Genomic DNA, 22,683 nt, shown 5'->3' on the forward strand with positions numbered 1-22,683 from the left:
GGCCATCTATCGGGCATGCCCTGTTTACACAGGTAACTCGTTGGTAGGTTCCCGGCATGGAGTCTGTGAAGCACGCCGGAGACGCCGCGGTCGCCGTGTCCAAGGCCTATGGCATCGAGACGATGTTCACCCTTTCGGGCGGGCACGTCTTCCCCCTCTACGACGGCGCCGTGCACGAGGGCATGCGCATTCTCGACGTCAGGCACGAGCAGAGCGCGGTGTTCGCCGCCGAGGCGACCGCGAGGCTGACCCGCAAACCGGGCCTGGCCGTACTGACCGCGGGGCCCGGCATCACCAACGGCGTGAGCGGCATCGCGACCGCGCACTTCAACGGCTCCCCCGTCGTCGTCATGGGCGGGCGCGCCCCGGAGTCGCGCTGGGGCAGCGGCGCCCTGCAGGAGCTCGACCACCCGCCCCTGCTGCGGCCGATCACCAAGCTCTCCTTCACCGCGACCGGCGCCGACTCCATCGGCCAGGACGTCGAGATGGCCTTCCGCACGGCGGTCGCGCCGCACAGGGGCCCGGTGTTCATGGACTTCGCCATGGACCACCTGTTCTCGCCCTCGCCCGTGCACGACGTGCAGACGCAGAGCCCCTCCCCGCTCGAACCCGACACCGACGCGCTGGCCAGGGTGGCGGCGCTGATCGGCGAGGCCGAGCGGCCGGTCGTGGTGCTCGGCTCCGACGTGTGGATGGACCGGGCCGAGGAGGCGGCGCGCGACTTCGTCGAGTCGTGGCGGCTGCCGGTCATCCCCAACGGCCAGGGCCGCGGCATCCTGCCCGCCGGGCACGAACTGCTGGTCACGCGGGCGCGCGGTCTCGCCTTCTCCCAGGCCGACCTGGTCATCGTGGTGGGCACGCCGCTGGACTTCAGGCTGGGCTACGGCTGGTTCGGCGGCAAGGACGGCGCGCCGCTGGCCAAGGTGGTGCACCTGATGGACGCGCCCTCGCAGCTCACCACGCACATGCAGCCGGTCGTCTCGGCGGCGGGCGACCTGTCGCTGGTGTTCTGGAGCCTGAGCGCGGCCTGCGGCGAGGCGAGCGTGGAGCCCAAGCGCTACAGCGAGTGGGTCACCAAGCTGGGCGAGAGCGCCGCCTCGGCCATCGCCGCCGACGCCGACCTGCTGGCCTCCGACTCCGACCCGATCCACCCGATGCGCATCTACGGCGAGCTCGGCAGGCTGCTCGACGACGACGCCGTGGTCATCGGCGACGGCGGCGACTTCGTCTCCTACGCCGGCAAGTACGTCGAGCCACGCAACCCGGGCAACTGGCTCGACCCCGGGCCCTACGGCTGTCTCGGCACCGGGCTCGGCTACTCCGTCGCCGCCAGGCTGGCCCGCCCGTCCTCGCAGGTGGTGCTCCTGCTGGGCGACGGCGCCGCCGGTTTCTCGCTGATGGACGTCGACACACTGGTCAGGCACAAGCTGCCGGTCGTGATGATCTGCGGCAACAACGGCATCTGGGGCCTGGAGAAGCACCCCATGCAGATGCTCTACGGCTACGACGTGGCCGCCGAGCTGCAGCCGCAGACCAGGTACGACCAGGTCGTCACCGCGCTCGGCGGCGCGGGCGAGCTCGTCACCTCGCCCGCCGACATCGCGCCCGCGCTGCGCAGGGCGTTCGACTCGGGCGTGCCGTACCTGGTCAACATCGCCACCGACCCGCAGGTCGCCTATCCGCGCAACACCACGGGCGTCTAGGACAGGATGCGCGCGATGCTGACGGAGGCGGACGGGCTGGGCGAGGTGCACGGCCGCTGGCTGATCAGCACCAGCTTGACCGGCCGCCCCTGCTCCAGCAGCTGACCCCCCGAGGGGAACTGGTCGGCGACCTCGACGCATGTGCCCGGCTCGCCCGTGGTCTGGTCGTCGACCCGGATCTGGAAGCCGTGCGCCCTGATCCTGGCCTTGGCCGCCTCGGCGCCCATGTTGACGACGTTCGGCACCGTCTTCTTGGCCTGCGGCGTCCTGGTGGGCGTCGGCGGCTTGCTGGTCGGCGGTTTGGTCGTGGGGGGCTTGGTCGTGGGCTCGTCCGTCGGCTCGGTCGGCTCCGGCTCGGTCGGTTCGGTGCTCGGCTCGTGCGTCGGCTCGGGCGGGCGGGGTGAGCGAGAGGTCGGCGGCCTGGTCGGCGGCCTGCTCTTCGGCGTGGTCGGGGTGTCGCTCGGCTGCTCGGTCCTGGGCGTCGCGGTCACCCGGCCCGCGTGCAGTCCGGGGTCCTGCTCACCTGCCCCGGTGAGCGCGACGGCCCCGGCGCCGACGCCGAGCACCGCGACGACCGCGATGCCGGCCACCAGACCGCTCCTGCGTTTGGCCTTGACCGCGCGCCGTCCCCTGCGCGCCCCTGAGGCGGCCAGGGTGGCCGTCCCGGCCGGGGAGGCCAGAGCGGTGTCCGCAGGCTGGTAGGAGCCCGTCTGCGGCGCTCCTGTGTCCCCTGTGGCCTGCGGGTAGACCTGCGCCTGCTGTGACCCGGTCTGGTACGGCATCTGCGGCGCGAGGCCGCTCAGCCCTTCGAGCGGCGCCAGGATCGACTGCCTCGCGGCCGCGCTCATCGCACCGGCCGTGGGGTATCTCCGCTCCGGATCCTTCAGCAGCGCCCGCTCGACGACCTGCCTGACCGGCGGCGGGATGTCTCCGGGCAGCGGCGGCGGCGCCTCCCTGATGTGCTTGAGCGCGATCGTCACAGGCGTGTCGCCGTCGAAGGGCCGCCTGCCCGTCAGGCACTCGTAGGCCACCACGCCGAGTGCGTAGATGTCGACGGCCGGAGTGACCGGGTAGCCCTCGGCCTGCTCGGGCGCGCAGTAGGCGGCCGTGCCGAGCACCATGCCGGCGTCGGTGAGCCTGCTGGCCACATCGGCCCTGGCGATCCCGAAGTCGGTGATGACCAGCGTGCCGTCACGCTGCACGAGCAGGTTGCCGGGCTTCACGTCGCGGTGCACGATGCCCTGCTCGTGCACGGCATGCAGCGCCGAGGCCGCCTGCGCGATCAGTTCCATGGCCGACTCGGGCGAGATGCGCCCCAGCCTGGCCAGCAGCCGGTCGAGCGGCTCGCCGTCGACGAACTTCATCACGAGGTACGCGGTGGCCCCCGCCCCCGGCACCTCCGCCACACCGTAGTCGTAGACGTCGACCACACCAGGGTGGTTGACGGTCGCCATCGCCCGCGCCTCGCCCTGGAAGCGCGCGACGAAACCCGAGTCGTCCATCCGCCCTGGGAGCAGCACCTTGACGGCGACGGTCCTGGCGAGAACGATGTCCTCACCTCTCCAGACCTCGCCCATGCCACCGGCGCCTATGCGGGTGTCGAGGCGGTACCTCCCCGCCAGCGTCGTCCCTTGGGCCACCATGCCCCCCCGTTACCCCCTTCAACTCGGAAACCTCTGCCACCCCAAGGTCTCCAACAAAGCGGATTTGTATCGCGACTAGATAACGCGGAGGTCACGAAAACCTGTGCGGGGTATGGCCGGCGGATGCCGCCATACCACCATCACTGCGTCAAAGTTGCTGCGTCCACCGGTAAAGAGAGTAGGCCGTCTCTCCTAGCAAAGGCGACGAATTCGCCACATGACGGTTACCCGACCACCAGAAGGCGCTCTGGACGCCCACCAGATATCCGGTGCCGTCGGCCGCCCGATAGCCCGCGATCCACGGCCCGCCGTCGGCGCCGGGCCCCAGCTTGCAGGGGGCCATGCGGTGCGCCGAGATGCCGAGCTTTGACGCGCTGACCAGCCGCCCCTTGGCCGTGCAGGTGGCCATCCGCCTGCCGCCCGACGTCGTCTGCGGATAGCCGAACATCGTGACCTTGGCCGTGTTCTTGGCGTTCCACCGGATGCCCTGGGCGCCGACCACGTTGGCGATCTGCTTGCCCTTGCGCTTGTGCAGGAGCACGAAGCCGTAGTCGTAGTCGGAGTCCGCCCACTTGTGCCAGCCCACGACCGACGTCTTCACCGAGGCGTACCAGACGCCGTGCGGCGCCCTGCCGTCGCGGTAGCCGGGCACGAAGATCGCGTCCTTGTACCAGACGCCCTTGCCGTTGCTGACGCAGTGCCCGGCCGTGGCCACGAGGTTGCGCAGTGCGGAGTTCACCACGGCGGCCGAGCACCAGTAGTTCTTGCCGCGGTGGGTGAAGAAGAGACGGCCCACGCTGCGCGGCTGTCCCGATCCCTTGATCCGCAGCGGCTGCACGGTCTTCGTCGCGGCGGCCGGGCCGTTCGACAGGCCCGCGACCTTCGTGGCGAGGTCCTGCTGCGCCCGCATGGGGACGGCCGCCCTCATCCGCGAGGCCGTCCAGTACCCGTCCCTGGCGTCGCCGTGGCCCGAGGCCTCGCCGCGCACCGGGGCGCCGGGGTCGACCGGCTCGGCGGAGGCGTCGAGCGCGGGCAGCAGGACCAGTCCGGCGAGCAGCGCCGCCGTCGTCATACGTGTCCGCACGGGTCAGCCCGCCAGGCGCTTGTAGGTGCGGAAGGTCTGCTCGCCGAAGTACGGGGAGGAGTTGTAGCGGATCACACGCTGCGCGTCCCACCACTTCTGGCTCTGCACGCCGACGACATAGCCTGCTCCCTTGATCCAGGGGCCGCCGCTCGAACCGCCCGACAGCTTGCACGTCGTGAAGCGGTGCGCGTCGATCTTCGCATTCGGCACGCGGTAGATCGTGGTGCGCTTGGCGCAGCTGACCATGCGGGAGCCGTCCCACGGGCGCTCGGCCGGGTAGCCGTAGACGCGCACGTCGATGCGCGCGGGCTGGTTCCACTTGATGCCCTGGGCGCCGACCACGTTGGCCACCCTCTTGCCGCGCAGCTTGGCGACGCTCACGAAGGCGTAGTCGTGGTCGAGGTCGCGCGTCTTGGTCCACGCCGAGTTCACCGCGATCTTCTTACCGGCCCAGACTCCGTACGGCGCGCGGTACCTGCCGCCCGACTCGGAGTAGGACGGCACGAAGACGAAGTTGCGCGCCCACCGGGAGCCGCCGTCGTTGACGCAGTGCGCGGCGGTGGCCAGCAGGTTGCGGCCGGCGGAGTTCACGACCGAGGCCGAGCACACGTAGTCGCCGCCGTCCATGGTGAAGAAGACCTTGCCCACGCTGCGCGGCCTGGACCCGCCGAGCCCGGCCCGCAGCGGCGCCACGGTCCTGGCCTTGACCGCCTTGGCCGCGGGTCTGCCCTGGGTGAGCTCGGCGCCACCCTTGACGGCAGCGGGTACGGCGGCCGCCATGCGCTCGGCCGTCCAGTAGCCCTCAAGGGCGGCGGTCGAGGAGGCCGAGCCGCTGCCGTCGGCTCCCCTGACCGTGTACTGGACGGTGTGCTCGACGGGCGCCGAGACCACGTCGGCCTCGGCGGTCAGCGCGGGGGTCACCGCGAGGACGGCGAAAGCCGTCGAGGCGACGAGCAGGGAACGAGGGGGCATCGAGATCCTCAGAGGTTCGGTCGGGATAAAGACGACGTAAACCTATGAAACTTCTCGTAATGCCCCAAATCGGACTATGAGTTGGTCAGGAGACCGTGCGCCGAGCAACGGGCCGACCAACCGACGGGCGTCACCTGCACCACCAGCCGGCGCCTGCACTCGGCGCAGTACCGCGGCGGCTCCATCGCCCTGGCCCGATCACAGGAGGCGTGATCCCCTTCGGCACGGCCCGCGCCGCAGTGATCGCAGTAGGCTGCCGTCATGACGCTCGCTCCCGGTCTGCGCTCCCAGTTGCTCATCCTGGTCGAGCGCGAGGATACCGCGCAGCAGGTCGGCAGCGGCGACGTCCCCGTGCTCGCCACCCCACGCCTGCTGACCCTCATGGAGGCGGCCACCGTACAGGCGGTGCAGGCGCACCTGGAGCCGGGCCAGACGACACTGGGCACCCGGGTCGTGCTCGACCACACGGCCGCCGTGCCCGTCGGTGTGCACGTCGACGTCGGGGCCGAGCTGACCGAGGTCGACGGCAGGCGGCTGGTGTTCGCCGTCACCGCCGTCCTGACCCGCGAGCGCTCCTCCGTCGTCGGGCACGGGACGGTCGAGCGCGTGCTCGTCGACAGGGAGAGGTTCCTGGCCAAGCTCGCCAAGCCGTAGGCCCTCGGCCTCACAGCAGGCGCAACCTCAGAGCAGGTACACCGGGGCCAGTCTGTCGATCACCCTGGCCATCGCCTCGATCACCTGGGGGTCGTAGGCGACGCCGCTGCCCAGACGCAGCCGCTCCAGCGCCGCGCCAGCCCGGTCGCGATCGGTCGAACCGCCCACCAGGTCGTCGTAGGCGTTGGCCGCCTTGATGATCCGGCTCGACAGCGGCGGCTCCTCCTGCATCGAGTCGGTCTGGCGGCGTACGAGATCGGCGACCCGGTCCAGGACGCCCGTCTGCTTGATGACCTCGGCGCCCAGCTCGGCGATCCGCCTGGCCTGCTCGGGATCGGTCAGCACGGTCGCGCCTCCCGGGATCGGGTCACGCAGCGACAGCTGGCCGATGTCGTGCATCAGCGCGGCGTACTCCAGCTCCAGCAGCTCCGGCTCCGGCATGCCGAGCTCACGCCCGATCGCCACCGACAGCCTGCTGACCCGGCGCGAGTGGCCGGGCTCGACATATCCCCCGACCTCGGTCACCCGCGACAACGCACGCACGGTCTGCAGATACGTCGCCCTGATCCCCGCGTACTTGCGGAAGGCCACCTGGGTGACCAGCAGCGGCGCGGCGAAGACCAGCAGGGCGAACAGGTCCATGCTGTGCGACGACAGCGCGAGCAGCACACCCGAGGCGGCAACGGCGGCGCCGAGCGGGTAGGCCATCCGCAGTTCGTCCTGCACGGCGACCTTGAACAGCGTGCGCACCTGCTCGGCCCTGAGCATGGCCGCGATCAGCACGTCGACCAGCAGGCTGAAGACGATCAGCAGCACCATGACGACCAGGGCAGGCCACCAGGTGAGCTGCGGCGGCTGGGTCATCTGGTGCAGCGGCGCGGCCAGCGGCCTGAAGGCGAAGGCCAGCAGCGCGCCGGTGAGCAGCCGCCTGGCCATCGCGTCCAGGCGTGGCGGCCTGCCCACGGCCAGGTGCGGCAGCGCGCCCGCCATCATCCCGACCGCGATCACCGCGACCACCTGGAGGGCCGAGTGCGTCAGCGGCACATTGCCGAGGTCGAGCAGCAGCGTGTAGCCGAGCGCCGCCGCCGCGCCGATCGGCGCGACCTCCCTGTTGCCCGGCATCGTCAGCCTGGCCAGCTCGCCCACCGCGATGAGCGCGCCGAAGCCCACGGCGATGTCGGCGCGTACGAGTCCCACGGCGGCGGTGTGCGCCACCCCCGCCACGGCCAGCAGCCCGGCCGCGCTGATGAGCAGGAGCTGGCCCGAGTCGAGGCCCTTGAACAGGCGCGTCGTCGCGACGCCGCGGGTAACGGTCACGGCCCGCTCACCACCTGGATGGGCATGGTCGGGTCGTCGTGGTCCTTGGTGGTGATCTCGGCCTCGCCTAAGGGTGGCGCCTCGACCTTGCTCGGCGGGTCCCAGGGGCTTCGGTCGAGCGCCTTGACGAAGGCCGTCACCATGACCGGGTCGAACTGCGTGCCCGCGCCCTTGCGCAGCTCGCCCACGGCCACCTCGACCGTGCGGGCGTTGCGGTAGGAGCGGTCCGAGGTCATGGCGTCGAAGGCGTCGGCCACGGCGATGACCCGGGCGAACTCGGGGATCTCGTCACCGGCCAGGCCCATCGGGTAGCCGCGCCCGTCGTGGCGTTCGTGGTGATGCATGATCCCGGCGAAGGCCTCGTCGAGGAAGTCGATGCCCCGCACGATCTCCAGACCGCGCATGGGGTGCAGCTGGATGGCGGCGAACTCCTCCTCGGTCAGCGGCCCCTCCTTCTGCAGCACCTTGGTGGGCACGCCGAGCTTGCCGACGTCGTGCAGCATTCCGGCGTAGCGGATGGCGCGCAGCCGTTCCGGTCCCATGCCGATCTCCTGGGCGATCATGCTGGAGGCCAGCGACACGCGTCTGCAGTGGCCTCGGGTGTAGTAGTCCTTGGTCTCGACGGCCTGGGCCAGCGCCGCGATCGTCGCCTCGTAGGAGCGCTGCTGGGCGAGGTACTGCCCGAAGGCCCACCGCGCGACGAACAGCGGCAGCAGCACGAGCACGGCCGAGATCGACTGCACGGTCGCCCACAGCCCGGCCACCAGCAGCCCGAAGGTCGCATAGCCCAGATAGGAGACGAAGAACTGGGCCAGCCCGCGCACCGGCACCTCTTCCGGCCTGACCTTGGTGGCCAGCCAGACGACGGTCGCGGTCAGCACGATGTTGAGCACCACGAACACCGCGGCCGCCGCGGCGTAGGGCCCGATCAGCGCGCCGAACGCCTTGATATCGGGAATGCCGGGCCGTCCGCCGAGCCACTCGAACAGCCACCCGGCCGCATAGCCGCATATGGCGAACTGTGAGCCGTTGAACAGCCGTTTGACCACCGGCAGGCCCGGCCGCACGCTGAAGACGGCGGTCAGCCCGACCAGGGCCGCCCCTTCGGGCCCGACGAGCACCACGGCGGCGAGCGCGGCCGAGAAGCTCACCGACACGGCGAACTGATCCACGTTGAGCAGGGTCGGCATCGACTCGCACACCAGGAACAGCAGTGCGAGAACGAGCAGGGTGTCCCAGCCGGCGATTTCCGACAGGTGACCGGAAAGGAGAATGCTGTGCCCGATCAGGGCACAGGCCGCGCCGATGACGGCGACGAGGTAGACCTTGGCAGGCCACGGCAGTCCACGCAATGCGGCCCCTCAAAGATGCGAACCGGGCGTCCGCTCAGGTCCAGGACACTCCTGGCGGGAGGAGAAATCCGCCCGCCAGAAGAACCATAGGCGCGACCAGCACGATCCTGATGGCCATTGCCTTCACCATGGGCTTGCCCTCCACGTTTTCTTCTGCGCCTCACGCTACAGAAATCAACGCGCCGAAGGCGGCCAAGCCGAGAATCGCAAGCAAAGCGTAATCATTCAACTACTCATTGCGGTTCCTCGCGCATTGTCGCGGTGAGCCGGATCACCCCTTGACCGACCTGGCCCATTCCACCGTGGCCTTGAGCCCCGTCGCCAGGTCGGTGCGCGGCTGCCAGCCGAGCGCCTCGTAGGCGGGCGCGGGGTCGACCGACATGGCGGGCAGGTCGCCGAGGCGGGCCGGAGCGGTGTCGGGCCGGTCCTGGGCGCCCGCGGCGGCGGCGATCAGCGAGTGCAGCCGCCTGTCGGTGGTCTCGACGCCGGTGCCCAGATTGAACCTGCGGCCGTTGCCCCGATCGCCGGAGGCGCGCACGAAGCCGTCGACGACATCCTCGACGAAGATGTAGTCACGCGTCTGCGACCCGTCGCCGAACACCACGGTCGGCGCGCCCGCCAGCAGGGCGTCGGTGAAGATGGCGACCACACCGGCCTCGCCCTCGGGCGACTGCCTCGGCCCGTAGACGTTGGACAGCACGCACGTCGTGTAGTCGATGTCGTAGAGCGCCTTGAACACCGCGAGATACGTCTCGCCGCTCAGCTTGGAGGCGGCGTAGGGCGAGCGGGGGTCGGTGGCCGCGTCGCCCGGCACCGGCAGGACGGCCGGTCTGCCGTAGACCGCGACCGACGAGGCGAACAGCACCTTGCGCGCGCCGCCGCGCTGGGCCGCCGTCAGGACCGATGCCGTGCCCTCGACATTGAGCCTGGCGTCGTGCACCGGGTCGGCCACGCTCTTGCGCACACTGATCTGGGCGGCCAGATGGAAGACCGTCTCGGGCCTGAACTCGGCCGCCAGGCCCACGACCGCCGGGTCGCGGATGTCGAGCTCGTGCAGGCTGAAGGCGCTGTGCCCGGCCGCGTCCCGCAGATTGGCCCTGCTGCCGGACGACAGGTCGTCGACGACCGCCACCTCGTGCCCCTCGGCCAGCAGCCGATCGACCAGTGTGGAGCCGATGAACCCGGCTCCACCGGTGACAAGTGCGCGCATGATCGCCCCTCCCGTAGCAGTGATGCAGGGGAGATCCTAGTCCGCGAGGTCGGCCCTGACCTGCGCGATCCGCGCCAGCACCTTCTCCTTCAGGTCGCCGGGCACCGGATCGCAGCCGCAGTGCTTGGCGACCAGCTGCTTGACGACCTTCTCCAGCCCGTATTCCTCAAGGCACGGGCTGCACTCGTCGAGGTGCAGCTTGATGTCGACGCACTCGCCCTCGCCGAGCTCGCCGTCGAGGTAGGTGTAGACCTGGTCCAGCACTTCGCGACAGTCCTTGTCGTGCGGCCCGCAACTCATTTCGCAGATCCCTCCGCCGGAACCAGGCCGCGCTCGCGGGCGTAGTCCTCGAGGAGCGACCGCAGCTGCCTGCGGCCGCGGTGGAGTCTCGACATCACCGTGCCGATGGGAGTGCCCATGATGTCGGCGATTTCCTTGTACGGGAAGCCCTCGACGTCGGCCAGGTAGACCGCGATCCTGAACTCCTCGGGAAGCGCGGCGAGCGCCTCCTTGATGTCGCCGTCGGGCAGGTGCTCGAGCGCCTCGGCCTCGGCCGACTTCAGACCGGTCGAGGTGTGCGACTCGGCACGCGCGAGCTGCCAGTCCTCGATCTCCTCCGCGCCCGACTGCTTCGGCTCCCGCTGCTTCTTGCGGTAGCTGTTGATGAAGGTGTTGGTCAGGATGCGGTAGAGCCAGGCCTTGAGGTTGGTGCCCTCCTGGAACTGGTGGAAGGAGGCGAAGGCCTTGGCGAAGGTCTCCTGGAGAAGGTCCTCCGCATCCGCTGGGTTCCGGGTCATCCGGAGCGCCGCGGAGTAGAGCTGGTCCAGATAGGGCATGACATCCCGCTCGAACCGTGCACTCCGCTGCTCCAGAGTCTCCGCGCCTGTCGCAGGGACCGGACCCACCCCCTTATGATCGCCGGTGGCCGGCTGGAGCGGGACACCGTACTCAGCGGAGGATACCCGCTCGTCAGGGGCCACAGGATCACCGGGGCGGGGTTGGAGCCGGGGATCCATCCGGGGATCGAGCAACGTCAGCATGCTCGTTGGCAACACGCCCAAGCCCGCGTCTGTTCCCGCAAGATAGAAGGTGACGAACGACCCGGTGCGGGGAAAAACATACGTACCGGCTGGTAGCCATTTCCCGGAACCACATGGAGTCGCGTGTGCTGCCCATTCCGGCCGAAGAGCTGAACGGCACAGGGACACTAGGGCCGTACTGGAACTTCTACCGCGCGGTGGTCGCGGAGCAGCTGAGTCGCTGGCTGCCCGCCCGTCCGTCGGTGATCCTCGACCTGTCGGGCGGCAGAGGCCGCTGGTCGGGGCAGGCGGTCAAGGCCGGTCACCGGGTCATCGAGGTGATCGACTTCCGCCGGGCAGTGGAAGGGCAGCCGCAGCTGCGCGATGCCGACCGGGTGCGTCAGGTGCGCTCGGACGACCTCTCCTTCCTGCCGGACGGATGCGTCGACGCGGTCGTGGCCGAGGAACGCGTGATGTCGATCGAGCTCATGGCCGAGTCGGCGATGAGCGACGTGGCCAGGGTGCTGCGTCCGGGCGGCAGGGCGCTGGTGTGCGTGGACTCGCTGGTGCTCGGGATGGCGATCCTGGCCGAGCAGAACTACTGGCAGCACCTGCGTCAGACCTCGTCGGGCGAGGTCATGCTGGTGCCGTGGCCGGACGGCAGCATCACGCGCTGCTTCTCCAGCGGCCAGTTCCGCGAGCTGCTGTCGGAGGCGGGCCTGGAGGTGGAGTGGATGCGCCCGCGCACGGTGCTCTCGCCGTCGACGGTCGACCACGTCCTGGCCACCGACGCACGCGCGCTGGCCTGGCTGGTGCGCACCGAGCTCGACGCGCACCCCGACGACGACGACACGGTCGGCATCCACCTGGTGGCCAGCGCCGTGAAGAAGGGCTGAGCGCCCCGCCTCAGCGACGGCGCTCGCGTTTGGACTGACAGGTGACACACCTGGCCGCCTCGGGCCTGGCCTCAAGGCGCCCTTCGGGTACGGCCTTGCGGCAGTCGACGCACAGGCCGTACCTGCCTTCCTCCAGGCGTTCGAGCGCCTGGACGACCGCGCTGCGCTGGCTGGTCGCCACCGTGAGCATCGCCTGCGCGCGGTCGTTGTCGGTCAGGTCGGAGCCTGCGTCGGCGGCCGACCTGTCGCGCACCGCGACGGGGTCTCCGCGCAGGACGCCGATGGAGCGGTCGAGCTCGGCGAGCATGTGTTCCAGTCGCTGACGAGCGGTCGTGACATCGTCCACGAATCCGCACCTCCGGGTGAGGGGGGAGCCGAAGGCGGAACTCCCCGGAGGTTCCGCCCGGCACTTGGGGTTGCTTGCTGTGCGGTGACTCCGTGTGAACGGGCGCATCGCTTTCCTCACCGGATGCCCGCTAGGGATGGTTCTTACACCGACCAGTTAGAAAAGCCGGGTTTCTTCAGCAGAAGGCAAAGGTTCGATGAGTTCGGGGCCGTTGTTGCGGACATTCCCGACAGCGTCGGAGACGGGACGCGCCGACAGCCCGCCCGCGTCGGCGGGCACGAGCAGGCCCGAGGCGGTCTCGACGTCGGTGAGCTTGGGGTCGAGCCACTGCGCCCAGCGCTCGCGCTCGATCATCATCGGCATCCTGTCGTGGATGGCGCCCAGCTCGTCGACCGCGTCCGTGGTGATCACCGTGCAGGTCACGAGCCATCGCAGCGGGTCGTCGTCGGCCCTGCTCCGGTCCTTCCAGAACTCGTACAGCCCGGCCATCGCCAGCACGCCGCCGTCCTCGGGGTGCACGTAGAAGGCCTGCTTCTTCTTCTTTTCGCCCTCGATCGGCATCCACTCGAAGTAGCCGTCGGCGGGCAGCAGGCAGCGCCGCTGGGCGAACGCCTTGCGGAAGGCGGGCTTCTCGGCGACCGTCTCGACCCGTGCGTTGATCATGCGGGAGCCGATCGAGGGGTCCTTCGCCCACGCGGGCACCAGGCCCCAGCGCATGGTCCGCAACTGGCGCACGCCCCGCTCGGCGTCCTTGGGCACCCGGCTCAGCACGGCGTAGACCTGCTTGGTCGGGGCCACGTTGTAGTCGGGCGGGAGCTCCTCGTCGGGCGAGTCGTCCAGCTCGACCTCGAACTCCTCGAGCAGCTCGTGCTTCTTGCGTGCCGACGCGTATCTACCGCACATACCACCACGTTGCCACAGGTAGCGTGGGTATGGAGGAAGATATGAAGGCATTTCAACTGGTAGGACCAGGCAAGACGGAATTCCGGGACGTGGACGTGCCCGAGCCCGGCCCCGGGCAGGTCCTGCTCAAAGTGACCGGTTCCGGAGTGTGTCACTCCGACCTTCACCTGCTGCACTCCGACAATCTCCCCTTTCCGATGACGCTCGGCCACGAGCCGTCGGGCATCGTCGAGGCCGTCGGGCCCGACGTCACCGGCTGGCAGGCGGGACAGGCCGCGATCGGCTACATCGTCTGGGGATGCGGCGTGTGCCGCCAATGCGCCACCGGGGCGGAGAACGCCTGTGAGCGCTTCCCCCGTGGCCTCGTCCCGGGACCGGGGCTCGGCTACCAGGGGGCCATGGCCGAGTACCTGCTCGCGCCCGCCCGTTCGCTCGTGCCGCTCGGCGACCTCGACCCCGTCGACGCAGCCCCGCTGGCCGATGCCGCGCTCACGCCGTACCACGCCATCACCCGCTCCAAGGCGCTGCTCACGCCCACCTCGACCGCCGTCGTGGTCGGTGTCGGCGGGCTCGGGCACATGGCCGTGCAGATCCTGCGCGCGACCACCGGCGCGCGTATCGTCGCCGTCGACGTCGATCCGGCCAAGCTGGAGGCGGCCAAGGGCTACGGCGCCGACGCGGCCGTGCTGTCGGACGCCGACGCGGCGGGACACATCCTGGAGCTGACCAAGGGCGTCGGCGCCGACGTCGTGCTCGACTTCGTGGGCGCGCAGCCCACCGTCGACCTCGGCGCGGCCGTCGTCTCCAGCTACGGGAGCATCACGCTCGTCGGCCTGGCAGGCGGCGTGCTGCCCTACCCCGCGTCGGGGCCGCCCAAGGGCCTGCCGTGGGGCACGACGGTCAGCACGCCGTACGGCGGGACCAGGCGTGATCTGTTCGAGGTGCTCGCCCTGGCCGAGCGCGGCCGGATCAAGGTCCATGTCGAGCGGCACCCGCTCGCCGAGGCCGCCGCCGTACTGGAGAGGCTCGAAGCGGGCGCGATCACCGGCAGGGCCGTGCTCGTCCCCTGAGGACGTCGTGCGGGGTGCCGGTAGGCTTTCGGTCATGCCCACCCCGCACTGGCCCGCACCGCTCGCCCAGGCACCGGTCGAGGCCACCGTCCGCCTCCCGGGGTCGAAGTCGGTGACCAACCGGGCGCTGCTGCTCGCGGCGCTGGCCGACGGCCCCGCGACCGTGCGCCTGGCCCTGCGCAGCCGTGACGCCGACCTGATGGTCTCCGCCCTGGGCGCGCTCGGCGCCGGGATGACGGCCGAGTCGCGAACCGCCTCCAGCACCGACTGGCGCGTGACGCCGGGCCCGATCAGAGGCGGAGCGCACATCGACGTCGGCCTGGCCGGCACCGTGATGCGGTTCGTGCCTCCGGTGGCCGCGCTGGCCGACGGCGAGGTCTCCTTCGACGGCGACCCGCATGCCCGCAAACGCCCGATGGGCACCATCCTGGGGGCCCTGCGCACGCTCGGCGCCGAGGTGTCGGGCGACGCGCTGCCGTTCACGATCAGAGGGCCGATCGAGGGCGGCGAGGTCGTGCTCGACGCCTCCGGCTCCTCGCAGTTCGTCTCCGGTCTGATGCTGGCCGCGCCTCGTTTCGCCAAGGGCCTGACGATCAGGCACGAGGGGCCGCCCGTACCCTCGCAGCCGCATCTGCGGATGACCGTGCTGATGCTGCGCGCGTTCGGCGTGAGCGTCGACGACGGCGAGCCGGACGTCTGGCGGGTCGAGCCGGGTCCGATCAGGGCCGCCGACTTCACCGTCGAGCCCGACCTGTCCAACGCGGCGCCGTTCCTGTCGGCCGCGATGGTGACGGGCGGCTCGGTGACGATCCCGGACTGGCCGCTGGAGACCACCCAGCCGGGCGACGAACTGCGCCACCTGCTGGCCGAGATGGGCGCCACCGTCGAGCGCACCCCCGAGGGCCTGAAGGTCACCGGCACCGGCGTGGTGCACGGCATCGACGCCGACCTGCGCGACGTGGCCGAGCTGACGCCGACGATCGTGGCCCTGGCCGCACTCGCCGACTCCCCCACCCGCATCAGGGGCGTGGCCCACATCCGGGGCCACGAGACCGACCGCATCCAGGCGCTCGCCACCGAGGTCAACCGGCTCGGCGGCGACGCCGAAGAGACCGAGGACGGGCTGATCATCAGGCCCGCCCGCCTGCACGGCGGGGTCTTCCACAGCTACGACGACCACCGCCTGGCCACGGCCGGAGCGGTCATCGGCCTGGCCGTGCCCGGCGTCGAGGTGGAGAACATCGCCACGACGGGTAAGACCCTTCCGGAGTTCGCCCTGATGTGGGCCGAGATGCTGGGGGTCTGACCTGCGCCGCAGGGAGTACGACGAGGACGATGTCAGGGTCAGGCCGGGCAAGGGCTCACGGCCGAGGACCCGCATTCGTCCTGCGCACGAGGACGCCGTCGAGGGCTTCGTCGTCGCCGTCGACAGAGGGCGTTACACCTGCCTGGTGGAGACACTGGACAGACGCAAGCGCACGCGGGCGATCGTCACCGCGATGAAGGCACGCGAGCTCGGCCGCAAGGGCATCGTCGTGGGCGACCGCGTCGGCATCGTCGGCGACGTCACCGGCAGGCCCGACACGCTGGCCAGGGTGGTCAGGGTGGAGCCGCGCACCTCGATGCTGCGCCGCTCGGCCGACGACACCGACAACACCGACGGCATCGAACGCCCGGTCGTGGCCAACGCCGACCAACTCGTCATCGTCACCGCGCTGGCCGACCCGCCGCCCAGGCCCCGCATGATCGACCGCATCCTGGTGGCCGCCTTCGACGCCGGCATCGAGCCGCTGCTGTGCCTGACCAAGGCCGACCTGGCGCCGCCCACCACCCTGGCCGCCCTGTACGAGCCGCTGGACGTGCCCTATCTCGTGGTGGCCAAGGGCAGCTCGCTCGATGAGCTGCGCGAGCACCTGGCCGGGCGGATCAGCGTGCTCGTCGGCCATTCGGGCGTGGGCAAGTCGACCCTGGTCAACGCGCTCGTGCCCGACGCCAATCGGGCGGTCTCGCACGTCAACGCGGTGACAGGCCGGGGCAGGCACACCTCGACCTCGGCGGTGGCCCTTGAGCTGCCGGGCGGCGGCTGGATCATCGACACGCCCGGCGTCCGCTCGTTCGGGCTGGCGCACGTCTCGGTCGACACCGTGCTGGCGGCCTTCCCCGACCTGGTGGAGGGCACGGTCGACTGCCCGAAGGGCTGCACGCATCTGGACAAGGACTGCGCGCTCGACGCATGGGTGGCCGCCGGCCACGCGGGTGTGGAGCGGCTGGAGTCACTGCGCCGCCTGCTGGCCAGCCGGGAGGGCACGGCCGAGCCCGACGGCGGCGACTAGCGGGGCAACGGCTCCAGGTGGGCCAGCAGCGCCTCGCTGACATCGCCGAGCTGCCGGATCTGTTCAGGGGTGAGCAGGTCGAACAGGTGCTCCCTGACGCTGCGCACGTGGGCCGGGGCGGCCACCTCGATCGCGCGCAGGCCCTCGTCGGTGAGCACGGCGAGCCAGCCGCGCCTGTCGGTGGCGTGGTGCTCGCGGCGCACCCATCCGGCCTGCTCCAGGCGGCCGACGGCGTGGGAGATACGGCTCGGCTGGGAGTGCGTCCAGCGGGCCAGCTCGCTCATCCTGAGGGTGCGCTCCGGCGCCTCCGACAGCAGGACCAGCAGTTCGTAGTAGGTGGGGGGCATGCCGGCCTCCTGCTGGAGGTCGCGCTCGACGCGGTCGGCGAACAGCCGTGTGGCGAGCCCGAAGGCGCGCCACGTGCGCTGTTCGTCCTGGTCGAGCCAGCGTGTTTCGGTCACCCTGCCAGGGTACCCACCGCTTAGTTTCGCGCTGAAATATCTACCTGTTCGGTCTGGCGGACCGCCTTCACCCGTTCGGCCTGAGGGTCCACGAGATCGTCATCTCGGCGACCACGGCGCCGTCCTCACGCCGCATCTCGACCCCGACCTCGAACTCAGGCCGCTCCCCCGCGTCCAGCGCCTCCACGACCGCCTGCCGTACGGCCAGCAGTCTGGCCTCGGCGACGACCTCGCCCTTGGCCAGCTTGCGATACGTCACCGTCGAGGCCGTGGTCAGGGGTGTCGCCCTGGCCAGTTCGCCGCCGAAGGCCGCCAGCATGGCCGCGCCAGACGCCGTCTCGCCGAGGGTGAACAGCGCTCCGGCATGCGGTCCGCCCACGTGGTTGTGCAGGTCGGCCCGGTCGGGCAGACGGCAGACGGCGTGCTTCTCGCCCACCTCGTCGAAGGTGATGCCGAGCGTGCGGGCGAAGGGCACGGTCTGCAGCAGGAACGCGCCGACGTCGAAGGATTCGGAAGACATACCGCCCATGCTACTCATGAGTAATGCCAGAAATCCTGACATGCCACCGACAGCCGTCTGATGTGAACAGCCGCTGACGCGATAGCGTGGCGACCCGTGAACGGCTACTCCGACGACCTGCGCCTCGCCCACGTGATGGCCGACGCCGCCGACGACATGACGATGCGCCGGTTCAAGGCGGTCGACCTGAGGATCGAGACCAAGCCCGACCTCACCCCCGTCAGCGATGCCGACAGGGCCGTCGAGGAGGCCATCCGCGGCACCCTGCGCAGGGCCAGGCCGCGCGACGCCGTCGTCGGCGAGGAGTACGGCAAGACCGGCTACAGCGCCCGCGAGTGGATCGTCGACCCGATCGACGGCACCAAGAACTACGTGCGCGGCGTGCCCGTCTGGGCCACACTCATCGCGCTGATGGACAAGGGCACGGTCGTCGTCGGCGTGGTCTCGGCGCCCGCGCTCGGCCGCCGCTGGTGGGCCGCGCGCGACGGCGGCGCCTGGACGGGCAAGAGCCTGACCAAGGCGACGCGGTGCCAGGTCTCGTCGGTGACCAGACTGCAGGACGCCTCCTTCTCCTACTCCAGCTTCGGCGGCTGGGAGGCGGCGGGCAGGCTCGACAACTTCCTCGACCTGAGCAGGACCTGCTGGCGCACCCGGGCATACGGCGACTTCTGGTCGCACATGATGGTCGCCGAAGGCTCGGTCGACCTCTCGGCCGAGCCGGAGCTCTCCCCCTGGGACATGGCGGCGCTGACCGTCATCGTCGAGGAGGCGGGCGGCGTGTGGACCGACATCGCGGGCGTGCCCGGCCTCGACGGCGGCAGCCTGGTCTGCACCAACGGCCACCTGCACGGCGAGGTCCTCAAGCGCCTGGGCGGCGGCCCGCTCACCCTGCCCGTCTAGGCCTCAGGTCTGGGGCCTCAGGTCCAGGGCCGCAGGTCTAGGCGCCGGTCGACAGGGCGAACAGCGCCCAGTCGTTGGCGATGTGCGCTCCGGCCGACACCCAGATGTTCTTCGTCCTGATGTAGGCCAGGGTCAGCACCATCCGGGCCGCGCCGATCACGACCAGCGCCTGGACGAGGTTCCAGTCGTAGGTCGGCAGGTGGGCCGCGCCGAACACCAGGGCCGAGCCCACCCAGGCCACCGTCACGGCCACCGTGCGCGAGCATCCCGGCCTGCCGTACAGCAGCGACATGACGGCCAGGAACGGCAGGATCGTGAGCACCTCCTCGCCGACGAGTTGCGGCAGCGTCGCGAGGAAGAACAGGACGCGCTCGGCGCCCGACATACCGGCCAGCGAGCCGATGGCCGCATTGCCCGCCACCTCGCCGACGCCGGAGACGGCCGCGGCCACGCTCATCGTCACGACGAGGTTGAGCGCCGCGAACGCCAGCATCCACCCGACGTCACGCACACCGACCCTGCGGAAGATCGCCCGCCAGTGCACGGGCACCACCCACGCGAAGACGGCCAGCGGGATCGCCAGGAACGCGATGGCCCGCACCCACATCCCCACGAGCGGCGGACCCGGCACCGGCAGCAGCGTCAGGACGAGGAATCCGGCCAGCACACCGAGCAGCACGAGCCCCCACTGCGCCGCGCCGAGGCGTACCGGCTTGCCGTCGTAGTAGGGAAAATCGGTCTCCGCGTGCGCCATGGCCACCCCTCGGTCCGGCCCGCCGGTGACACTTCGTGTCCTCGCCGGGCCCGGCGTCAGTGAATTGAAGGTAAACAGATCTACAAGAGCTTCTGCTCCAGGGTCTTCGCCAGCCCTTCGGAGGCGGCCTTCACCATCTCCAGCACCTCGACGAAGCCCTCCCTTTCACCGTAGTAGGGATCGGGCACCTGGGCCCCTGGCGCGGCCGAGGGGTCGAACGATCGGAACAACCGCACGTCGGCGCCCTGTGGAGCGATCCTGCGCAGGGCCTTCAGATTGTCGTTGTCCATGGCGAGCACCAGGTCGAACCGGTCGAACCACTCCCTGGTGAAGTGCCTGGCGCGTTGCGCCGATCCGTCGTAGCCGAAGTCGGCCAGCACCTCGGCGCCACGCTCGTCCATGGGGGCGCCCTCGTGCCAGCCGCCGGTTCCCGCGCTGGCCAGGGTCACGACGTGGTCGAGGCCGTGGTCGGCGAGCGTGCTGCGCAGCACGACCTCGGCCATCGGCGAGCGGCAGATGTTCCCCAGGCAGACGAGGCAAATGCGGTAGTCCATCCACTAAGGATGCCTATTCACACGACGCGTCACACCTCTTCCAACGTCGGTCACGACTCGTTTCTGTTCCGTTCACTTTGCCCCGCTTTTATCGACTCATCGAGAACGGATCTCACGACGGAGAAGGACACATACCGTGACCAGTGGACAGCGCCGCCTCAGCGCGGTGGCGACCGCCGCGCTCGTGGTCGCACTCGCGGCCGCTTGCGGCGGCGACGCCAAGCCCAGCACCGACGGCACCGCTTCGGCCGCCCCGGCCGAGACCGGCTCGGCTCCGGCCGCCGCCGCGGGCCTCAGCGGTGAGATCAAGGTGGACGGTTCCAGCACCGTCGCCCCCCTCACCCAGGCAGCCTCCGAGATCTTCGGTGAGGAGCAGCCCCAGGTCAAGATCCCGGTCGGTACCTCGGGCACCGGTGGCGGCTTCGAGAAGTTCTGCGCGGGCGAGATCGACATCTCCGACGCCTCCCGTTCGATCAAGGACGAGGAGAAGGCGGCCTGCGACGCCAAGGGCATCAAGTACGCCGAGCTGACCGTCGCCACCGACGCGCTCACCGTCGTCGTGCCCAAGGAGAACACCTGGGCGACCTGCCTGACCACCGACCAGCTCAAGAAGATCTGGGAGCCGGCGGCCGAGGGCAAGGTCAAGACCTGGAAGGACGTCGACGCCAAGTTCCCGGCCGAGGAGCTCAAGCTCTACGGCCCCGGCACCGACTCCGGCACGTTCGACTACTTCACCGACGAGATCAACGGTGAGGAAGGCGCGAGCCGCAAGGACTACAGCCCCTCCGAGAACGACAACGACATCGTCACCGGTGTCGCCGGCGCCAAGGGCGGACTCGGCTACTTCGGCTTCACCTACTTCGAGGAGAACGCCGACAAGCTGAAGGCCGTCGAGGTCGACTCGGGCAGCGGCTGCGTCGCCCCGAGCGTCGAGGCCGCGCAGGGTGGCAAGTACACCCCGCTGTCGCGCCCGCTGTTCATCTACCCGTCGGCCGCCGCCGTCAAGCGGCCCGAGGTCGCGGCCTTCCTCGACTTCTACGTCGCCCAGGCCGAGGCGATCGCCAAGGACGCCAAGTTCATCCCGCTGAACGCCGAGCAGGCGGGCAAGCTCAAGACCGACCTCGACGCCCTGAAGACGCAGGCCGGCTGATGTCGGCTCAGCACCGAGCGACCGCGCCAGGGACAGGCAAGTCCCTGGCGCGGTCGCGCCCGCGTTACGGCGAGATGGCGATCAAGGCAGTGCTCCTGCTCGCCGCTCTCGTCTCCGTCGCCACGACGGTCGGGATCGTCGCCGCCCTGTTGGAGCCGACCATCGAGTTCTTCGCCGAGGTCAGCTTCGGTGAGTTCTTCGGCTCGACGAGCTGGGGTCCGCTGTTCAAGGACCCGACGTTCGGTGTCTGGCCGCTCATCGTCGCCACGCTGGAGATCACGCTCATCGCGATCGTCGTCGCGGTGCCGCTGGGACTCGCCGCCGCGATCTACCTGTCGGAGTACGCGAGCGCGCGTGTCCGCAAGATCTTCAAGCCGGTGCTCGAGGTCCTCGCGGGTGTGCCCACCGTGGTGTTCGGCTTCTTCGCCCTGAAGTTCGTCACACCGCTGCTGTCGGACCTCTTCCCCTTCCTGAACCTGGAGCCCAAGAACGCGCTCAGCGCCGGACTCCTCGTCGGTGTGATGATCATCCCGATCGTCGCCTCGCTGTCGGAAGACTCCATGGCCGCCGTGCCCAACGGCCTGCGCGAAGGCTCCTACGCACTCGGCGCCTCCAAGATGCTCACCTCGGTGCGCGTCGTGGTCCCCGCCGCCTTCTCCGGCATCGTGGCCGCCATCATCCTCGCGGTCTCCAGGGCCGCGGGCGAGACGATGATCGTCGCCATCGCCGGCGGCTTCAAGTCGGAGTTCACGCTCTACCCCGGTGACGAGATGTCGACCATGGCCGCCTTCATCGCCAGCGCGGGCTCGGGCGACGCCTCCATCGGGTCGATCGCCTACAAGACCATCTTCGCGGTCGGGTCGCTGCTGTTCGTCATGACGTTCGCGATGAACTGGCTCAGCGCCCGCCTCGTGCAGAAGTACCGTGAGGTGTACGACTGATGGCCATCCTGTCGACCCCCCGCTCGGCCGTGCAGCTGGCCAGCAAGGGCCGTCCGCTGCGCGAGCACCTTTTCCGCCTCGCCCTGCTGTCCAGCCTGGCGATCGCGCTGCTGTTCCTCGCCTTCCTGCTCGTGTACGTCGTCGAGGAGGGCTGGCCCCGCATCAACTCGATGCTCTGGGAGAACCAGCCGTCGATCCGCAGGCCCGAGACCTCCGGCATCCAGTCCGGCATCCTCGGCACGCTGTGGATCATCGGCCTGACCGCGGTGATGGCCCTGCCGACCGGCATCCTGGCCGCGGTCTACCTGGAGGAGTACGCCGACCGGACCAAGTGGTACAACCGCCTGATCGAGCTCAACATCTCGAACCTGGCGGCCGTCCCCTCGATCGTCTACGGCATCCTCGGGCTCGGCATCATCGCCCGCTGGATGGCCTTCGGCTTCACCATCATGACCGGCGCGATCACCATCTCGCTGCTCGTGCTGCCCATTGTGATCATCTCGGCCCGCGAGGCCATCCGCGCGGTGCCGCCGTCCATCCGCGAGGGTTCGCTGGCCCTGGGCGCCACCCAGTGGCAGACGATCTGGCGCCAGGTGCTGCCCGCGTCCATCCCCGGCATCGCGACCGGCTCGATCCTCGCCCTGTCGCGGGCGATCGGCGAGGCCGCGCCGTTCCTCATGCTCGGCGCCGCGACGCTGGTCCGCTTCAACCCCGAGGGCGTGTGGAGCAGCTTCTCCGTACTGCCCCTGCAGATCTACACCTTCATCACCAGGCCTCAGGCCGAGTACGCCGTGCTCGCCGCCGCCTCCATCGCGATCCTGCTGGTGATCTTGCTGTTGATGAACTCCGTCGCGATCTGGCTTCGCAATCGCTACCAGAAGCGCTGGTGAGGAGAAGAATG

At 70.1% G+C, this 22,683-nt stretch carries 25 protein-coding genes; 10 read left to right on the plus strand and 15 right to left on the minus strand.

Going from position 1 to position 22,683, the window contains the following annotated elements; genetic code table 11:
- Positions 1–56 precede the first annotated feature (56 nt).
- Entirely contained in the window at positions 57–1,703 is a 1,647-nt protein-coding gene (locus tag ACTWNK_RS37285; RefSeq protein WP_474309618.1) for an acetolactate synthase, read from the plus strand.
- Here the strand turns inward: ACTWNK_RS37285 and ACTWNK_RS37290 are convergent.
- From ACTWNK_RS37290 to bsaP, 4 genes are all read right to left on the minus strand, one after another.
- Positions 1,700–3,346, minus strand: a complete 1,647-nt coding sequence (locus tag ACTWNK_RS37290; protein ID WP_474309619.1) for a serine/threonine protein kinase — start codon at positions 3,344–3,346, stop codon at positions 1,700–1,702. The two genes, ACTWNK_RS37285 and ACTWNK_RS37290, sit on opposite strands and share 4 nt — an antisense overlap.
- A 148-nt stretch (positions 3,347–3,494) precedes the next feature.
- Positions 3,495–4,430, minus strand: a complete 936-nt coding sequence (locus ACTWNK_RS37295) for a trypsin-like serine peptidase (RefSeq protein ID WP_474309620.1) — start codon at positions 4,428–4,430, stop codon at positions 3,495–3,497.
- A gap of 3 nt (positions 4,431–4,433) precedes the next feature.
- Positions 4,434–5,402 carry a trypsin-like serine peptidase gene (locus ACTWNK_RS37300; protein WP_474309621.1) on the minus strand — a complete coding sequence of 323 codons (969 nt, stop codon included), beginning with the start codon at positions 5,400–5,402 and terminating at the stop codon, positions 4,434–4,436.
- A 74-nt stretch (positions 5,403–5,476) separates the two neighbouring features.
- A complete protein-coding gene (gene bsaP, locus ACTWNK_RS37305; RefSeq protein ID WP_474309622.1) occupies positions 5,477–5,701 on the minus strand; it encodes a biotin synthase auxiliary protein BsaP in 225 nt (74 codons plus the stop codon).
- On the opposite strand from bsaP, the gene ACTWNK_RS37310 reads away from it, so the two are divergent.
- Complete coding sequence (locus tag ACTWNK_RS37310) at positions 5,664–6,056, plus strand: thioesterase family protein (RefSeq protein ID WP_474309623.1); 393 nt, start codon at positions 5,664–5,666, stop codon at positions 6,054–6,056. The genes bsaP and ACTWNK_RS37310 overlap by 38 nt on opposite strands.
- A gap of 27 nt (positions 6,057–6,083) precedes the next feature.
- On the opposite strand, the gene ACTWNK_RS37315 is transcribed toward ACTWNK_RS37310, so the two are convergent.
- The 5 genes from ACTWNK_RS37315 to ACTWNK_RS37335 form a co-directional block, all read right to left on the minus strand.
- Positions 6,084–7,373 (minus strand): HD-GYP domain-containing protein, encoded by a 1,290-nt coding sequence (locus ACTWNK_RS37315; protein ID WP_474309624.1) that lies wholly within the window; start codon positions 7,371–7,373, stop codon positions 6,084–6,086.
- Positions 7,370–8,725, minus strand: a complete 1,356-nt coding sequence (locus tag ACTWNK_RS37320; RefSeq protein WP_474309625.1) for an HD-GYP domain-containing protein — start codon at positions 8,723–8,725, stop codon at positions 7,370–7,372. Before ACTWNK_RS37320 ends, ACTWNK_RS37315 begins: the two co-directional genes overlap by 4 nt.
- Positions 8,726–8,996: 271 nt before the next feature.
- Entirely contained in the window at positions 8,997–9,935 is a 939-nt protein-coding gene (locus ACTWNK_RS37325) for an NAD-dependent epimerase/dehydratase family protein (RefSeq protein ID WP_474309626.1), read from the minus strand.
- 36 nt (positions 9,936–9,971) lie between these two features.
- The gene (gene rsrA / locus ACTWNK_RS37330; RefSeq protein WP_474309627.1) at positions 9,972–10,235 is read right to left on the minus strand and encodes a mycothiol system anti-sigma-R factor; all 264 of its coding nucleotides are present in this window, start codon (positions 10,233–10,235) and stop codon (positions 9,972–9,974) included.
- Positions 10,232–10,840 (minus strand): sigma-70 family RNA polymerase sigma factor, encoded by a 609-nt coding sequence (locus tag ACTWNK_RS37335; protein ID WP_474309628.1) that lies wholly within the window; start codon positions 10,838–10,840, stop codon positions 10,232–10,234. Before ACTWNK_RS37335 ends, rsrA begins: the two co-directional genes overlap by 4 nt.
- 260 nt (positions 10,841–11,100) lie before the next feature.
- Here ACTWNK_RS37335 and ACTWNK_RS37340 point away from each other — a divergent pair, with 260 nt between their 5' ends.
- Positions 11,101–11,850 (plus strand): class I SAM-dependent methyltransferase, encoded by a 750-nt coding sequence (locus ACTWNK_RS37340; RefSeq protein ID WP_474309629.1) that lies wholly within the window; start codon positions 11,101–11,103, stop codon positions 11,848–11,850.
- 10 nt (positions 11,851–11,860) lie between these two features.
- On the opposite strand, the gene ACTWNK_RS37345 is transcribed toward ACTWNK_RS37340, so the two are convergent.
- Positions 11,861–12,196, minus strand: a complete 336-nt coding sequence (locus ACTWNK_RS37345) for a TraR/DksA family transcriptional regulator (protein ID WP_474309630.1) — start codon at positions 12,194–12,196, stop codon at positions 11,861–11,863.
- A 156-nt stretch (positions 12,197–12,352) separates the two neighbouring features.
- Positions 12,353–13,099: an SOS response-associated peptidase gene (locus tag ACTWNK_RS37350; RefSeq protein WP_474309631.1), complete on the minus strand. Its 747-nt coding sequence runs from the start codon at positions 13,097–13,099 to the stop codon at positions 12,353–12,355.
- A 41-nt stretch (positions 13,100–13,140) separates the two neighbouring features.
- Here ACTWNK_RS37350 and ACTWNK_RS37355 point away from each other — a divergent pair, with 41 nt between their 5' ends.
- From ACTWNK_RS37355 to rsgA, 3 genes are read left to right on the plus strand one after another with little or no spacing between them, the layout of a single operon-like run.
- Positions 13,141–14,169, plus strand: a complete 1,029-nt coding sequence (locus tag ACTWNK_RS37355; RefSeq protein ID WP_474309632.1) for an alcohol dehydrogenase catalytic domain-containing protein — start codon at positions 13,141–13,143, stop codon at positions 14,167–14,169.
- Positions 14,170–14,203: 34 nt separating this feature from the next.
- Positions 14,204–15,475, plus strand: coding sequence for a 3-phosphoshikimate 1-carboxyvinyltransferase (gene aroA / locus ACTWNK_RS37360; protein ID WP_474309633.1), 1,272 nt, complete (start codon positions 14,204–14,206; stop codon positions 15,473–15,475).
- Position 15,476: 1 nt separating this feature from the next.
- Positions 15,477–16,502, plus strand: coding sequence for a ribosome small subunit-dependent GTPase A (gene rsgA / locus ACTWNK_RS37365; RefSeq protein WP_474311107.1), 1,026 nt, complete (start codon positions 15,477–15,479; stop codon positions 16,500–16,502).
- Here the strand turns inward: rsgA and ACTWNK_RS37370 are convergent.
- Together ACTWNK_RS37370 and ACTWNK_RS37375 are read right to left on the minus strand one after the other, a co-directional pair.
- Positions 16,499–16,963 carry a MarR family winged helix-turn-helix transcriptional regulator gene (locus tag ACTWNK_RS37370; protein WP_474309634.1) on the minus strand — a complete coding sequence of 155 codons (465 nt, stop codon included), beginning with the start codon at positions 16,961–16,963 and terminating at the stop codon, positions 16,499–16,501. The genes rsgA and ACTWNK_RS37370 overlap by 4 nt on opposite strands.
- 67 nt (positions 16,964–17,030) lie before the next feature.
- Complete coding sequence (locus ACTWNK_RS37375; protein WP_474309635.1) at positions 17,031–17,483, minus strand: DUF4442 domain-containing protein; 453 nt, start codon at positions 17,481–17,483, stop codon at positions 17,031–17,033.
- Positions 17,484–17,579: 96 nt separating this feature from the next.
- Here ACTWNK_RS37375 and hisN point away from each other — a divergent pair, with 96 nt between their 5' ends.
- Entirely contained in the window at positions 17,580–18,383 is an 804-nt protein-coding gene (gene hisN / locus ACTWNK_RS37380; RefSeq protein WP_474309636.1) for a histidinol-phosphatase, read from the plus strand.
- A gap of 37 nt (positions 18,384–18,420) precedes the next feature.
- Here the strand turns inward: hisN and ACTWNK_RS37385 are convergent, their stop codons facing one another.
- On the minus strand, positions 18,421–19,137 hold the full coding sequence (locus ACTWNK_RS37385; RefSeq protein ID WP_474309637.1) for a CPBP family glutamic-type intramembrane protease: 717 nt from the start codon (positions 19,135–19,137) through the stop codon (positions 18,421–18,423).
- 80 nt (positions 19,138–19,217) lie between these two features.
- Complete coding sequence (locus tag ACTWNK_RS37390; RefSeq protein WP_474309638.1) at positions 19,218–19,691, minus strand: low molecular weight protein-tyrosine-phosphatase; 474 nt, start codon at positions 19,689–19,691, stop codon at positions 19,218–19,220.
- Positions 19,692–19,827: 136 nt separating this feature from the next.
- Here ACTWNK_RS37390 and ACTWNK_RS37395 point away from each other — a divergent pair, with 136 nt between their 5' ends.
- The 3 genes from ACTWNK_RS37395 to pstA all read left to right on the plus strand — a co-directional run bounded on the left by ACTWNK_RS37395 (position 19,828) and on the right by pstA (position 22,672).
- On the plus strand, positions 19,828–20,841 hold the full coding sequence (locus ACTWNK_RS37395; protein WP_474309639.1) for a PstS family phosphate ABC transporter substrate-binding protein: 1,014 nt from the start codon (positions 19,828–19,830) through the stop codon (positions 20,839–20,841).
- 74 nt (positions 20,842–20,915) lie between these two features.
- The gene (gene pstC, locus ACTWNK_RS37400) at positions 20,916–21,782 is read left to right on the plus strand and encodes a phosphate ABC transporter permease subunit PstC (protein WP_474309640.1); all 867 of its coding nucleotides are present in this window, start codon (positions 20,916–20,918) and stop codon (positions 21,780–21,782) included.
- Positions 21,782–22,672, plus strand: coding sequence for a phosphate ABC transporter permease PstA (gene pstA, locus ACTWNK_RS37405; RefSeq protein ID WP_474309641.1), 891 nt, complete (start codon positions 21,782–21,784; stop codon positions 22,670–22,672). The genes pstC and pstA overlap by 1 nt, the downstream gene beginning before the upstream one ends.
- Positions 22,673–22,683 lie beyond the last annotated feature (11 nt).

The sequence above is a fragment of the Nonomuraea sp. IBHARD001 genome, assembly GCF_056106265.1.

Bases quoted from the DNA above. Each gene is read 5' to 3' on its own strand.
- aroA (WP_474309633.1), top strand. From the start codon at position 14,204: ATGCCCACCCCGCACTGGCCCGCACCGCTCGCCCAGGCACCGGTCGAG.
- pstC (WP_474309640.1), top strand. From the start codon at position 20,916: ATGGCGATCAAGGCAGTGCTCCTGCTCGCCGCTCTCGTCTCCGTCGCC.
- rsrA (WP_474309627.1), bottom strand. From the start codon at position 10,235: ATGAGTTGCGGGCCGCACGACAAGGACTGTCGCGAAGTGCTGGACCAG.
- ACTWNK_RS37390 (WP_474309638.1), bottom strand. From the start codon at position 19,691: ATGGACTACCGCATTTGCCTCGTCTGCCTGGGGAACATCTGCCGCTCG.
- ACTWNK_RS37355 (WP_474309632.1), top strand. From the start codon at position 13,141: ATGAAGGCATTTCAACTGGTAGGACCAGGCAAGACGGAATTCCGGGAC.
- ACTWNK_RS37375 (WP_474309635.1), bottom strand. From the start codon at position 17,483: ATGTCTTCCGAATCCTTCGACGTCGGCGCGTTCCTGCTGCAGACCGTG.
- ACTWNK_RS37325 (WP_474309626.1), bottom strand. From the start codon at position 9,935: ATGCGCGCACTTGTCACCGGTGGAGCCGGGTTCATCGGCTCCACACTG.
- pstA (WP_474309641.1), top strand. From the start codon at position 21,782: ATGGCCATCCTGTCGACCCCCCGCTCGGCCGTGCAGCTGGCCAGCAAG.
- ACTWNK_RS37310 (WP_474309623.1), top strand. From the start codon at position 5,664: ATGACGCTCGCTCCCGGTCTGCGCTCCCAGTTGCTCATCCTGGTCGAG.
- ACTWNK_RS37350 (WP_474309631.1), bottom strand. From the start codon at position 13,099: ATGTGCGGTAGATACGCGTCGGCACGCAAGAAGCACGAGCTGCTCGAG.
- ACTWNK_RS37385 (WP_474309637.1), bottom strand. From the start codon at position 19,137: ATGGCGCACGCGGAGACCGATTTTCCCTACTACGACGGCAAGCCGGTA.
- ACTWNK_RS37285 (WP_474309618.1), top strand. From the start codon at position 57: ATGGAGTCTGTGAAGCACGCCGGAGACGCCGCGGTCGCCGTGTCCAAG.
- ACTWNK_RS37300 (WP_474309621.1), bottom strand. From the start codon at position 5,402: ATGCCCCCTCGTTCCCTGCTCGTCGCCTCGACGGCTTTCGCCGTCCTC.
- ACTWNK_RS37290 (WP_474309619.1), bottom strand. From the start codon at position 3,346: ATGGTGGCCCAAGGGACGACGCTGGCGGGGAGGTACCGCCTCGACACC.
- bsaP (WP_474309622.1), bottom strand. From the start codon at position 5,701: ATGAGCAACTGGGAGCGCAGACCGGGAGCGAGCGTCATGACGGCAGCC.